This is a genomic window from Microcoleus sp. F10-B2, assembly GCF_036704965.1.
Lineage (GTDB): Bacteria > Cyanobacteriota > Cyanobacteriia > Cyanobacteriales > Microcoleaceae > Microcoleus.
Genome location: NZ_JAUBTB010000134.1, coordinates 1 through 13,496, shown reverse-complemented (window position 1 = coordinate 13,496; position 13,496 = coordinate 1). Strand labels below are relative to the sequence as shown.

General features: G+C 43.7%; 15 protein-coding genes. 5 read left to right on the top strand and 10 right to left on the bottom strand.

Annotation, left to right across the window (positions count from 1 at the left end; translation table 11 throughout):
- Positions 1-71: 71 nt before the first annotated feature.
- The 3 genes from QUA99_RS30160 to QUA99_RS30150 all read right to left on the bottom strand — a co-directional run bounded on the left by QUA99_RS30160 (position 72) and on the right by QUA99_RS30150 (position 1,881).
- Complete coding sequence (locus QUA99_RS30160) at positions 72-647, bottom strand: hypothetical protein (protein ID WP_333244463.1); 576 nt, start codon at positions 645-647, stop codon at positions 72-74.
- 186 nt (positions 648-833) lie between these two features.
- Positions 834-1,394, bottom strand: coding sequence for a hypothetical protein (locus tag QUA99_RS30155; protein WP_333244460.1), 561 nt, complete (start codon positions 1,392-1,394; stop codon positions 834-836).
- A gap of 316 nt (positions 1,395-1,710) precedes the next feature.
- Positions 1,711-1,881 carry a hypothetical protein gene (locus QUA99_RS30150; protein ID WP_333244458.1) on the bottom strand — a complete coding sequence of 57 codons (171 nt, stop codon included), beginning with the start codon at positions 1,879-1,881 and terminating at the stop codon, positions 1,711-1,713.
- A 58-nt stretch (positions 1,882-1,939) separates the two neighbouring features.
- On the opposite strand from QUA99_RS30150, the gene QUA99_RS30145 reads away from it, so the two are divergent.
- Positions 1,940-3,592, top strand: coding sequence for an FAD-dependent oxidoreductase (locus QUA99_RS30145; protein WP_333244455.1), 1,653 nt, complete (start codon positions 1,940-1,942; stop codon positions 3,590-3,592).
- A 71-nt stretch (positions 3,593-3,663) separates the two neighbouring features.
- Here the strand turns inward: QUA99_RS30145 and QUA99_RS30140 are convergent, their stop codons facing one another.
- Positions 3,664-4,041: a GxxExxY protein gene (locus tag QUA99_RS30140; protein WP_333146910.1), complete on the bottom strand. Its 378-nt coding sequence runs from the start codon at positions 4,039-4,041 to the stop codon at positions 3,664-3,666.
- A gap of 158 nt (positions 4,042-4,199) precedes the next feature.
- Here QUA99_RS30140 and QUA99_RS30135 point away from each other — a divergent pair, with 158 nt between their 5' ends.
- Positions 4,200-6,953 (top strand): valine--tRNA ligase, encoded by a 2,754-nt coding sequence (locus QUA99_RS30135; protein ID WP_333244452.1) that lies wholly within the window; start codon positions 4,200-4,202, stop codon positions 6,951-6,953.
- Between the two features lie 240 nt (positions 6,954-7,193).
- On the top strand, positions 7,194-7,694 hold the full coding sequence (locus tag QUA99_RS30130) for a hypothetical protein (protein ID WP_333244449.1): 501 nt from the start codon (positions 7,194-7,196) through the stop codon (positions 7,692-7,694).
- Positions 7,695-7,836: 142 nt separating this feature from the next.
- Here QUA99_RS30130 and crtB read toward each other — a convergent pair whose 3' ends face one another.
- The gene (gene crtB / locus QUA99_RS30125; protein ID WP_333244446.1) at positions 7,837-8,766 is read right to left on the bottom strand and encodes a 15-cis-phytoene synthase CrtB; all 930 of its coding nucleotides are present in this window, start codon (positions 8,764-8,766) and stop codon (positions 7,837-7,839) included.
- A gap of 92 nt (positions 8,767-8,858) precedes the next feature.
- Entirely contained in the window at positions 8,859-10,232 is a 1,374-nt protein-coding gene (gene pds, locus QUA99_RS30120; RefSeq protein WP_333244443.1) for a 15-cis-phytoene desaturase, read from the bottom strand.
- A 196-nt stretch (positions 10,233-10,428) separates the two neighbouring features.
- On the opposite strand from pds, the gene QUA99_RS30115 reads away from it, so the two are divergent.
- Complete coding sequence (locus QUA99_RS30115; RefSeq protein WP_333244440.1) at positions 10,429-10,989, top strand: DUF6009 family protein; 561 nt, start codon at positions 10,429-10,431, stop codon at positions 10,987-10,989.
- 93 nt (positions 10,990-11,082) lie between these two features.
- A complete protein-coding gene (locus QUA99_RS30110; RefSeq protein WP_333244437.1) occupies positions 11,083-11,721 on the top strand; it encodes a restriction endonuclease subunit R in 639 nt (212 codons plus the stop codon).
- A 68-nt stretch (positions 11,722-11,789) separates the two neighbouring features.
- On the opposite strand, the gene QUA99_RS30105 is transcribed toward QUA99_RS30110, so the two are convergent.
- The 4 genes from QUA99_RS30105 to QUA99_RS30090 all read right to left on the bottom strand — a co-directional run bounded on the left by QUA99_RS30105 (position 11,790) and on the right by QUA99_RS30090 (position 13,381).
- Positions 11,790-12,560, bottom strand: coding sequence for a Uma2 family endonuclease (locus QUA99_RS30105; RefSeq protein WP_333244434.1), 771 nt, complete (start codon positions 12,558-12,560; stop codon positions 11,790-11,792).
- Positions 12,561-12,679: 119 nt separating this feature from the next.
- Complete coding sequence (locus tag QUA99_RS30100; protein ID WP_333244431.1) at positions 12,680-12,907, bottom strand: type II toxin-antitoxin system VapC family toxin; 228 nt, start codon at positions 12,905-12,907, stop codon at positions 12,680-12,682.
- A gap of 46 nt (positions 12,908-12,953) precedes the next feature.
- Positions 12,954-13,130 (bottom strand): type II toxin-antitoxin system VapC family toxin, encoded by a 177-nt coding sequence (locus QUA99_RS30095; RefSeq protein ID WP_333244428.1) that lies wholly within the window; start codon positions 13,128-13,130, stop codon positions 12,954-12,956.
- Positions 13,127-13,381 (bottom strand): hypothetical protein, encoded by a 255-nt coding sequence (locus QUA99_RS30090; protein WP_333244425.1) that lies wholly within the window; start codon positions 13,379-13,381, stop codon positions 13,127-13,129. Before QUA99_RS30090 ends, QUA99_RS30095 begins: the two co-directional genes overlap by 4 nt.
- Positions 13,382-13,496 lie beyond the last annotated feature (115 nt).

Below are 13,496 nucleotides of genomic sequence, written 5' to 3'. Positions count from 1 at the left end.
CTAATTTACAACTCTAAACGCCTACTTTCTTTGAATTCAGTTTAATTCTCTTGATCCTTTCCTTCAGGGCACTACCCTAACAAAATTAGATCTATATGATTTATAAAAAATTGTGCTATTTGATGGCTTAACTGACTGGTAGATAGGTTAATTAATTCATTTTTTGTAATAAAACACTCAGTGTTTGATACATCTAGCATATCATGTTTTTGTTGGTTTTTGATAATAAGTTCTTGGAGTTCATCAGGTTTGGTTTGCAAAACCTTAAGAAAAATTGAACGATAGATTTCTTTGGAATAGCCAAAGGTAATATAATTACGATTAAGGCGGATATAGCAAAGTTTAAAATAGCCAAATTTTTTCTCTAATTCAGCTTCATTCCATTTTGCATCTCCCGGTAGAGCTGAAAGTTGTAATGGTAGTTTGGCAGACACTAAATAGCAAAGCCTATTAAAGGGTTCTTCTACATATTCAACTAATTTAGCGTAATTCATATAAAGTGGATAAAGCGATAATTTAGGTTTATCTTCCCACTTTCGGATCAATTCAAAAGTATACAGTGAGAACAGGTATTTAGGAGATAGGGTATCATATTTCATATTTCTAAATCTATTTGTTTGAAAATCCAGGTCGCCCTGATTAATCATAGGTTTTATCTCTTCTTCTAGATCGATAATTTCACCTTGAAAGTAATGAGCTAATTTGAGAGCAGCTTGTCTAACCTCATCACCTTCTATTTCTTCCCATCTTTCAGTAATCCTATCTATTTCTATTAGCTCATTTATAGCTTCAGTCTCAGCCCGGTCAAATGTGTCATCTTCCTCACATAAATCTTAGTCTGGCTGAATACTTTGAAGACTTTTTTGGATAGATTCAGATAACTTTAATCTACTGCCAAAATTTTGTATGAGGATTCCTACTACATCTCGACGCATATTGTTCATTAAGTCGAGAATTTCTCTGTCCAAATCATACTCATATTTTTTATCGGTAGTATTTTTATTTCCATAATTTTCATCTATTATTTCTTTGAAATTACAAATATTGATTTCCAACAAATCCGCAACATCCAAAAAATTTTCATAACCAACCATGCCTAAGCCGCTATACTCAGCGTATAAAGAAAAAAGAACTATACAGTAAAGTGATGCCTGAAAGTATTCAATTTGAGTGCGATAATTAACAATTCCTGATTTTACCAATGCTTTCCACGCATTCTCCAGCCATTCTAAAACTTTAAACTTTGCCCGTTCTTCGGTATATTCATCAATTAATTCCCATTTAGATTCAGGAATAAATCCATAAAATACTTCAGGGAAATCCAGAAAATCATCTATCATAGATTCCATGATATCTTTTATCTCATCCCAAGTAATAATATAGGTGTTATTCATATTTACTATTATTACAAAAACTAAATAAAGCTAATGTATTAAAAACTCCTTCTTTCATCACTGTCCTCTTTTTATTTAACACGATCGAATTTCATCCTCTACAAGCACCTATAATTTTAAATTTAAAAACGTCAAAAAGCAATTTTTAAAACTATCTGTGCTAACCCTTAATTATTGTCTGGTTATTCCTTTCAATAATATTGACAGGACTTACGCACTAGGGGTCAAAAACCCGGTTTCTGCGTCAATATCTCTGGGCTCAATCCACGATTTTTCGGAGAAACGAGTTTTTTTGCCTTAGTCCTAATTGATTAACTTATTGTAGCCGATCGCCATTCCCGACACCAGATATCTGAGATGCGATCGCACGCACCATCCTTACCATCATCAATTGCCCTCCCAAACCAGTAACACTGGCAAAACCTCTAACAACTGTTCCCGGAAAATGTAAACTTGTGTAGAAATTATGTAAACGTGCTATATTCAACTCCGTAAACCCTGAACTGCCATTTCAGGTATTGCAAATTTATAAACGAGTCAACTGAATGCTCTCTACTTTCAAGAAATTAGCTTCAATTGCAATCTTCTTTGTCGCCGTAAAACTTTTAATTAACTCTCCCCCTTTCAGAGAAGTAGAAAATTATATCGCAAATAGAAACCCAGCAAGTGCGACCTTAGACGCGGGAACTCTGCCACAAAAATCCAGCAGCCCGCCTCCGGTAGTTCCCAAAAAATCACCGGAGCAAAAGTTTGATGTAGTAGTATATGGTGATGAAGTACCGGGGATATGTGCGGCGATATGGGCTAAGAAAACTTTAGGCGCAAAGGGCAAAGTTGCGATCGTGCGATCGAACTACGGAAGAGATCCTTTGGGCGGCTTACTCACTCGCGGAGGTTTAGCTTACCTCGATTTAGATAAAATCCCCGGTTGGTACCGCCAACCCTACGCCCAATGTTTTACGGAATTCTTAGATAAAGCGAATGCGCGGGAATCTTGCTTAGACCCAAAAAGGGCAGATCGAGCTCTCAGGCAAATGCTTTCAGCAGCAAAAGTCAGAGTTATTTCCAACTCAACTCTTACTCCCCACGTCGTAGATAAAAAAATCGAATATGCCGAAGTAAAAGGCAGCAATCTAATAATTAAAGCCAACTCTTTTATTGACGCAACTCAAGACGCGGAATTAGCCAGAAAAGCAGGATTATCTTATTATACAGGATATGAATCTCAAAATATAAAATCCAAAAATGAAACTTTAGCTGTATCTGTAGTTCCGAGAATTACGGGTATAACGATGTCCGAATTCCGCAGCATAGAAGATGAAATTCTCTACAACAGGCCTTTGGTAAAAAAAATTAAAGAAAGCATTATGAAATCTAAAGATCCGGCCAGTACAAAATTCTGGATGAGGAATTTCTGGAGTACGATTTATCAGCCGTATACAGACGGCTACGACATCAGAAGCGTAGCTATAGGCGCAGCGTATCACATAGACAGAAATCTGCCATTTAGTCAAAATAAAGGATTCTTTTTTGATAAAGGCAATGTCTGCGTTTATAACAAAAACGTGCTGTCCTGGAACGGGTTTCTGTTTAAATACCAAGTTGACCAAATCATGAAGATGGAAGCTAACGGCAGAAAACCGACTCCTGAGATGATTAAAGAAATGTCACACCTCCAACACTGGCTACAAAAGAAGTCGGGTAAAGATGTGAGAGTATTTATTCCCGACGAGATTTATATCAGGCAAACTTTGAACGTTCGCGATGTGGTAGATCCGCTGACGGGGCAGGAGATTATCAAAGGAGGAACAGTACCCGAAAAGTCGATCGGCAGTTTTTCCTACGATTTCGATATGCGGGGCGGAGTCAAGAATTTATCTGCAAGAATTCCGCCGCTGCCAGTCTATAATTTCGGGATAGAAAGCGCTTTGGCTAGCAAAGTCAAGAATTTAGCCATTGTCGGGCGATCGTCCGGTTATGTCGGTATGGCGGTATCCGTCGGGCGAATTGCGACGGTGAATATTTATCAAGGACAAGGTGTGGGCGTGGCGGCTGGTTTGGCTAGCAAGTTCGGTGTACCTCTGAATTCGATTACTTCGGCTGAAACGAAAAAAACTCTGGAGACTTTAACCGGGAAAAAGACGTATTTGTCGGGGAGAGATACGAGTTATGGAGTTGATTATAAGGAGGTGAAATAATTAGAGATATTAAGAGGATTTAACCGCAGAGGGCGCAGAGGGCGCAGAGAGGAGAGGGATGAGAGGTTTATTTAGGAGAGGATGAGGCGACGAATTCCTTCTTTTAAAAAGCGGACGTTAAAGTTGATGAGAAGACCGAGAGGATAACCAGTCATTTTCAGATATGATATAACTTGAGCCTCATGGATAGGAAGTATAGTTTGGACTGACTTTAATTCAACAACGATGGTGTTGGCAACCAGCATATCGTATCTGCCTTCCCCAACCACAACACCTTTATAAGTTACATTTACTGTAGGTTGAGGTTGAAAAGGAATTCCCCGGCGCGAGAGTTCTTCACGCAAGGAATTCTCATATACCGCTTCCAAAAACCCCGGCCCCAACTCTTTATGAACCTCCATCGCCGCCCCAATCACAGCATAAGTCAACTCATTCAGATCATCTTCCAACTCTCTTCTCTCCTCTTCTCAAATCTAGATCGCAATCATAACCCAAAACCCTCCCAACACTCTTTCCTCTGCGCCCTCTGCGCCCTCTGCGGTTCAAACCTCTTCTCCTCCCTCTCCTATGGCACAATCTTATATATAAAACCTGCACCCTCTCGCCAATGACCGCAAACCTACCCCCGCAATACGACCCCAAAGCCACCGAAACCAAGTGGCAAAAATACTGGGAAGACAACCAAACCTTCAAAGCTGACCCCGAAAAAGGCGGCGAACCTTACTGCGTAGTTATCCCGCCGCCCAACGTGACCGGCAGCCTCCACATGGGACACGCTTTTGAAGAGACGCTGATTGATGTCCTCGTCCGCTATCACCGCATGACTGGACGCAATACCCTGTGGTTGCCGGGAACGGATCATGCTAGCATCGCCGTTCAAACTATTCTCGAAAAGCAACTCAAAGCAGAAGGCAAAACTCGCCACGATTTAGGTCGAGAAAAATTCTTGGAACGGGCCTGGGAGTGGAAAGCAGAATCGGGCAATACTATTACTAATCAATTACGCAGTTTGGGCGTGTCTGTTGATTGGTCGCGCGAACGTTTTACGATGGATGAAGGCTTATCCGCTGCGGTTTTAGAAGCGTTTGTCCGGCTGTACGATGAGGGGCTGATTTATCGCGGCAATTACTTGGTGAATTGGTGTCCGGCGAGTCAGTCTGCTGTGTCGGATTTGGAGGTAGACCAGCAGGAAGTTGACGGGCATTTGTGGCATTTCCGCTATCCTTTGACGGACGGTTCTGGTTATTTGGAGGTGGCGACGACTCGACCGGAAACGATGTTGGGCGATACTGGGGTGGCGGTGAATCCAGAGGACGATCGCTACAAGCATCTTATCGGTAAAACTGTGACTTTGCCGATCGCCAATCGCGAAATCCCCATCATTGCTGATGAGTTTGTCGATCCGACTTTCGGAACTGGTTGCGTCAAGGTGACACCCGCCCACGATCCGAATGACTTCGAGATGGGTAAGCGTCACAATTTGCCGTTTATCAACATCATGAATAAGGACGGCACTTTAAATGAAAATGCCGGAGAGTTTCAGGGACAAGACCGATTTGTTGCCCGGAAAAATGTGGTGCAGCGGTTAGAAACTGACGGGGTTTTGGTTAAAATAGAAGATTATAAGCATACAGTTCCCTACAGCGAACGCGGCAAAGTCCCAGTCGAACCTTTGATATCTACGCAATGGTTTGTCAAGATAGATCCTCTTTCTCAACGTGCTTTAAAAGAATTAGACCAAAATAACTCACCAGTCTTTGTTCCTGAAAGATGGACAAAGGTTTATCGCGATTGGTTGGTGAAGCTGAAGGATTGGTGTATCTCCCGACAATTGTGGTGGGGACACCAAATCCCGGCGTGGTATGCTGTTAGCGAAACCCAAGGAGAAATTACTGACACGACGCCGTTTGTGGTGGCGAAAACAGAAGCTGAGGCTAAGGAGAAAGCTACGGCTAAATTTGGTAATGACGTGCAGCTAGCAAGAGATCCAGACGTATTAGATACTTGGTTTTCGTCGGGGTTGTGGCCTTTTTCAACTTTGGGATGGCCTGACAAAACTAAAGATTTGGATTTTTACTATCCCACAACTACTTTAGTTACAGGTTTTGATATCATCTTTTTCTGGGTGGCTAGAATGACGATGATGGCAGGACATTTTACTGGAAAGATGCCTTTTGATACTGTTTACATTCACGGTTTGGTGTTGGATGAAAACGGTCAGAAAATGTCTAAAAGTAAAAACAACGGTATCGACCCGCTGCTGTTGATTGGCAAGTACGGTACTGATGCTTTGCGCTACACCTTGGTTAAGGAAGTGGTTGGGGCCGGTCAAAATATTCGCATGGAGTACGATCGCAAAACTGATGAATCGAAATCAGTGGAAGCTTCCCGGAACTTCACGAATAAGTTGTGGAATGCGGCCAGGTTTGTGATGATGAATTTGGAGGGACAGACTCCGCAACAATTGGGAATTCCTCACCCCCCCCAACCCGCCCTTAGTAAGGGGGGGAGAGAAGAAGGGTTGGAATTGTGCGATCGTTGGATTCTTTCTCGCTATTATCAAGTTGTGCAACAAAGCCGCAATTGTTTGGAAAATTACGGTTTGGGGGAAGCGGCGAAGGGACTTTATGAGTTTATTTGGGGCGATTTCTGTGACTGGTATATTGAGTTAGTCAAATCTCGCTTGCAACAGGATGCGGAACCAAATTCTAAGAAAGTGGCACAGCAAACTTTTGCTTTTGTTTTGGAAGGGATTTTGAAACTGCTGCATCCTTTTATGCCGCACATTACTGAGGAAATTTGGCACACTCTGACTCAAACAGGTGATGGCGAATGTTTGGCTTTGCAAGCTTATCCTGAAGCTGATATCTCGCTAATTGATGCTGAATTGGAACAGCAGTTTGAGTTGTTGTTCGGTACAATTCGCACTATTCGCAATTTGCGGGCAGATTCAGATATCAAACCCAGTGTGAAGGTGACGGCGATTTTGCAAAGCGAAAACGAGAAAGAACGCCAAATAATTTCAAATGGAGGCGTTTACATTCAGGATTTGGCAAAAGTCGAAAATCTGACCGTAACTGCTAGTTTGGATGCAGATTTGGGACAGACAATTGCTGGGGTTGTCGGTACTGTGCAAGTATTGATTCCTCTGGCTGGAGTGGTCGATTTGGCGGCTTTGCGTGCGAAGTTAGAGAAGAAGTTGAGCAAGGTGGAAGCTGAAATTAAGCATACTGCGGCGCGCTTGACTAATCAGAAGTTTGTGGATAAGGCTACTCCTGATGTGGTTCAGGGGGCGAGGGATGCTTTGGCGGAAGCCGAAAAACAAGCGGAGATTTTGCGCGATCGGCTAAAGGTGTTTTAATAGTTGACTGTTGACTGTTGACTGTGGTAGGGGCGGGTTTACGAGATAGTTAGTTTCAGGCATATATTGTTGGTAAAACCCGCCCCTACAAGATCGCAAATCATACAATTACCAATAACCAACAGCACGAAACGGAATGCACGGATACACGGATAGCTGTTTTTACCAATTACCAGTTACCAGTTACCAGTTACGAATAACTAATAACTAATAACTAATAACTAATAACTAATAACTTTTATGCTATATTTAGCCCAAGTACAAAAGAAGAAAATTTTAGGCGACCTCGGCCTGCAATTGCTGGCTTGCCAAAATGCTGATGATACTTGGGCTATGCTTTTTGAAGAAACTGTCTTGACCCTACCGCCAGATTTTGCTCAAAATCAAATTAACTCTGCAACTAATCTTTTAAATGAAGGGATGCTATTATTAGCAAATGTTGACGAAAATAGCCAGGTTGTGGATATTCAATCAGCTACAGACTGGGTGTTAGAATTAGTTGAGAAGTATTTGACAACAGGCTTTACTCCCGATTTTTTACAGCAAGAAGCCCAGAAAGCAGAAGATTGGAGGCAATCTCTCACTTTGCAGAGTCAAGAATTGTCTCGCCGCTTGATTGAAGTTGAAGCCCGCCGAGAACAAATTCAAAATTTAGAGGCAAAACTCCAGCAGGAAAAGCAATTGTTGAAAAGTTCGATAGACGACCAATTGAAAATTTCACCCGCTACACCGCCACTTTGACTTAGATCGACACACAACAGGCAGGGACACGGCACTAGCGCGTCCCCACAAACCTAATATGCAATTTGCTGGACATCATATAATTTGTAACTTGACAAATACCCCTTACCCGTTGCCGAATCGCCAGCAATACGGCCCGCCGCTAAAGCACTTTTGACTTCAGCCAAGCGGCGGGGAGGCACAGCAATTTCTGAGAATTGCTAACATAAGCCCGCTTCTGGAAAACATCGTACTTATTCCGTTCGATGGCATTTAAGATTCTGCTGTACAGCATGGTAGCAGCCCAAACTGTCCAGCGGATATCGGGACTGAGCACTTTAATTCCCGGTTCGGCGCTGGCGTATAATTTGCGAGCTCGCTGAATTTGAAACCGCATCAATTCCCGCCAGCGGTTGTCAATGACACCGTTGAATAAATCTTCTTCGGTGTAGTTAAACAAGGCTAAGTCTTCTAAGGGAATGTAAATGCGGCCGCGGCGGGCGTCTTCTCCGACATCGCGCAGAATATTAGTTAACTGCTTGGCAATACCGAGGGAGATGGCTTCTTCTTTGGGAATTTTATTACCCCAGTGCCAATTCCAGTTAGCAGCGGGATTCGACTCGTCCACACCCATCACAGACATCGACATCAGCCCGACAGTACCCGCTACTCGATAACAGTAAAGATTTAGTTCTTCAAAAGTTTCGTAGCGGCTGCGGTACAAGTCCATTTGCTGGCCCGCAATCATCTCCCGAAACGGCCCAATGTCGATCGGGAAACGAGACAGCGTATCCACCAAAGCTACGTCGTAGTCGTCGTGAGGATGGCCGGCAAACACAGATTCTAGGCGTTTTTCCCACAGATTGAGGGTTTCAGGGGTCGTTGCATCAGAACCCGGCCCGTCTACGAGTTCGTCGGTGCGGCGGCACCAGACGTAAATCGCCCAAATCGCCCGACGCTTCGCTTCGGGCATGAGTTGAGTGCCTAAATAAAAATTTTTGGCATAACTCGCCGTGACTTGGCGGCACAGTTCGTAAGAGTCATCCACAGAAGCCAGAGTTCTCATGCACTGGAGTTTTGACAGTTGCAGCATCCGAGAATAAGAAATTTAAAGATTAGAACTGACATTCCCCCGTTTAGAAAACGGGAGATTCTTTTACGTCTTTATGAAAAATTCTTAATTTTTCATTTGTTATTGGCCGTCGAAATAGCCTGCGCTGTCAGCTTACCAGAAAGCACGGCACCTTCCATACTCGCAAGATAACGCTGCATCGTATAATCCCCCGTTAGATAGAAATTGCTAATGGGAGTTATTTGCGTGGGACGGCACTGCTGGCGTCCGGGAGTGGCTTTGTAGACGGAACGAGGGGTTTTGACTACGTGATATTTGAGCAGTTTGGCGGGTTCTGGGATTTGATCGGGAAAGAGTTTTTCTAACTCGACCATTGTGGCTGCGACGATATCTTCGTCAGATTTGCCTATCCAGTCTTTGGCCGGTGCTAAAACCAGTTCCAGCATTGATTTGTCTGGGTTGGCATATTCGCGGCAGGTGTTGCTCATGTCGGCGTAAACGCTTAGCAGGGGCGATCGCGAGAACAGCAAATGGTCGATGTCAGTTAATTTGCGATCGAACCACAAGTGTACATTAATGACGGGTACTCCCTCCAAGCCTTCGAGCTGTTTGAAATAATCCATTTCGCCCCAAGGTTTCGGCATCATCAGCTTCAGCGGGTCAACCGGCATCGCGGAAACGTAAATATCGGCCGTCAGAATTTCTGACTCTGCCCCTTTTACTCCCCGAATCTGGAAGCCCCGCACCGTGTTGTCATCGTTGAGCAAAAACTCCCCGATGGGTGCATTCAGCCGTACTTCGCCACCTCGCTCCGTTATGTAGTCTACCATCGGCTGACACAACCTCTCTGTGGGGGAACCGTCTAAAAAGGCCATTTTCGAGCCGTTTTTCTCTTGCAGGAAGCGGTTGAGGGCTGTCAGCAGTATGGTTGCAGATATTTCGTGGGGGTCGATGAAATTGAGCGCCTTGGACATGGCGATGAATACTTCTTTTTCGACTCTGGGGGGGACGTTTTGCTTTTTCAGCCAGTCAGAAAACGAGTATTTGTCCATTGCTTCGACATATTTTTGACCCTGAAGCATCGCCGGAATCAAACCTATACCGAAGCGGATTTTTTCGGGCCAGGTGAGCATATCGTTGTTGCCCAGGATGGCTGCGACGCCGTTGAAGGGGGCGGGAAGGTCGGGAAAGTCAAAGCGGGAATAGGTTCCGGGGGTTTCCGGCTGATTGAAAATCATCGAGTGTTCTTTCCATTGCAGCCGGTCTTCGATGTCAAGTTCTTTGAACAGTTGGAGCATATTCGGGTATGCGCCGAAGAAGATGTGGAGGCCGGTTTCGTACCAGTCGCCGTCCGCATCTTTCCAGGCGGCTACTTTGCCGCCGAGTACGTCCCGACTTTCTAGGAGGATGGGGGTGTGGCCCGCGTCGGTAAGATATTTAGCGCAGGAAAGTCCTGCTAAGCCTGCTCCGGCGATCGCAACTCGCATTTGATACTACTTGGCCTCTGTGTTCGCTTCGGTTTAATTATACTTTACAACTCGTTACATTTTTGTGGGAACTGGGGAAGGTGAGGCGAGGGGTGCGGGGATGCTCTGAGTTATTTTTGGCGTAATTTAGGTATGGCATTGCCATATCCGCCATGCGTGCTATAATCTGGTTATCATCCACATAAAGGTAAAAATTATGGGCAGTTTTGTCAGAGACGAGACGTTAGCGCACGAAGCTAAAATTGTCTGGCTTGTAGAAGAGGAAGAGATCAGTAAAATGCCTTGGGTGCGAGAGAGCGAAGTAGATTTTTGTAGCAGAAAAGGGGTCTCTAAAGAACGTCTTTCAGAGTTTCAGCAAAAAGGTGAAATCCTGTTGGCATATGCAGAATTAAAAGATGGTGCTCCCCCTACTTTTACTGAAGGAAATCACGAGTATTTTAACAGACGGATTTTCACAATTCGAGAAAAAGACCCTGAAGTTTACAAAGTAGATTACCCGGTAGAAGCAGTGGAACCATTAAGTGTAGAACCCAAACTCAAGGGTCTACCTCCGAGTAAAAAATCTCAAATAGCTGTTAGAGTTCCTCCTAGTCTTTTTAGCAAGCTCAAAAGATATGTTCAGCAAACGGGCATATCTCAAACTGATGTCATAGTTAGCGCCCTAGCTAAACACCTAGATTCTGTCGAAGGTGTACCCATGATTCAGAGGATACTAGAACTTGAAAAGAGAGTTGATGCGTTGGAAAGCAAGAGTTAATAGAGGCAGTAATTAGGCAAACAATCCATTTGTAAGGTGGCCGTGGCCACCTTACTACACAATCTGTATAAACTTTAAACTTAGTGTAAAACGATGGTACAAACAGTTCAAGCTAGAAATGTCGCACTGAATGATTTGGAAACCAACTTCAAAATAGAGTGGGTTGAGGATGACCAATTTTTTCGCGAGTGGCAAGATGATTTGCCAGAAATCAGTGATTATGAAAAACAACGATTAGACAGAGTGAAAGCAAGTTACAGGAATTTGCTCAAACATCCGCCGCTGCTCGAAAATACAGTCAAAATGGTGGTGCTGTCTCCGTTTTTGGACTTAGCTGATTTCTATCTTGCTCCTTTTCATGTTACTTCCGAAAAATCTGTAGAAATTGTGGACGAAGATGAAGGAATGATTGTCAGGGGACAGTTGGATGTTTTGGCTTTGTTTCAGGAGTTTTGGGTAGTAGTTATCGATTCCAAGAAGGCTGCGTTTTCTTTGGAGGTCGGGATTCCGCAATTACTAGCTTATATGTTAGCTAATCTGAGTGCCGATCGACCTACTTACGGATTGTTAATGAATGGCTCTAGTTTTTTATTTGTCAAGTTAGTTAAGCGGGAAACACCGCAGTACGCTTTTTCTCGCTGGTTTTCTATGTTCAATCCGGGGAATGATTTGTACAGTGTGCTGAGTATTTTGAAGCGCCTCGGTCAGTTGAATGTTGGTAATGTGAGTTAGAAAGCGATGATGCGATCCAATGGAGGCGATCGCACTTCATTCCGATCGCCTTCCCGTCAATACTTCTCTCACAATTGCGGTTCAATTCCAGCCGATCGCAATTGGGCGCGCAATTGCTCTAATTGGTCTTCGGCGCGATCGGCTCTTTGCCGCTCTTGTTCTGCTCTTTCTGATCCAGATAACAACAGATTCCCTTCACTATCCCACCAGCGCAACCAAGGTAATTCAACATTTTGATACACTCCTTGCCAAATTCCCAATTCCACTCCTAACGGTGCGATCGGATAATGGCCGCGCTCATTGGCAGCAACTAATTGATACCTATCTTCGATCAGGTGATAGACTTCAACACTAGCCTTGGTTACTTCATAAATTCCGTAAAATGCCGGATGGATGACATTTTCATAAATCCAGAATTTCCCCGCCTTAGTTTCCTGTTTTCCCGATCGCAATAAAGGCGTTCTGTCCCGTTCTTCATCACCATTGCCCGATACAAATTCTAACACAATTAACGGCGATACAAATTCTTGCCACATCACATAAGAACGACGCAATTGACCGTCTAGTGTTGGCGGGACATTCGGCACGTAGAACCAGTCAGGCGCTTCTGCACCGCGTTCAAGCGGGTCAGTCAACCGCCAATAAATGCCGCTATCTTGACCGATACAATAGTTACCGTCAGCGTGGATTCTTTGCAAAACGGGAGTAATTGAATCTGTTAACAGAATGCTTTGGGGATGTTCTTGAAAGTTTTTCACAAAAGTGCCGTCGGATTCTGGTAATTGAGTGTGATCCGGCCAGCCTGCGGGATTGTTTTCGACATCAAGGGTGAATTTCATAATTTTATTTTGATTGCAGGCATTGTTGGAGCGAGATTGTGATTGTAGGCGAACTCGATACATCTAACTCATACCTCTATCTCCCAATCTTCCAGACGCAAACCCTCAACACGGCTGAACTAGCGGGTATTGTGAGTTACAAGAATTAGGTTGTTGGCAAGAGCAATAGAGGAAATCAAAAGGTCATTAGGACCAATGGGTGTTCCAGATGCAGCTAATTGAGCGCGAATTTGACCGTAAATTAGGGCAGACTGGTCATCAAAAGGAAAACTTACAAACTCATTGAAAAAACGTTCTAGTCTAGCTATAGCAAAACCATTTGATTTGTAAACAATCGATTCAATCATCACAAGCGTTTCAGGTTATTATACATTCATGACTCAAATAGACTTGCTATAGATTGCTATCTTGACGAGAACTGTTAAAAGCACCCCAGTAAAGTTCTGCTTTAACTACAGAGCATATTGCTACATCACCTGACCGCATCATTGCTAGTCGGCGAGATACCGATGAGTTGCGGTCTGGATTTAACAGACGGATGCAAGTATTGGTGTCTAAAAGATAAATCACAGCAATTCTTCCCGAATTTCATATTCCAACTGATCGGGACGAACAAGCGGTTCTCCTTCCCAACTTCCTATTACTGTTTCAAAAAAACCGGGCGACCAGCCTAAATTTTCGGGTGTTTTAGCCTCAGTTGCAGTTGCTATAGGCTGGAAAATTACAATAACTTCCAAATCTGTATCTTTGATACCACCGGGGATTTGCAAATGCAACATCCCGTCCGAACCGACGTGCGATCGCACTTTAATACTTTGCATAATTAACCCGCTAAATTTGCTTTCTATTCTAGTTTAAACGGTTCTTCTGGGTTGGCGGTGAAAACTGTATAATAGAGGAACTTTACGCTAGAGGATAAGCTCATGGATTTTCATC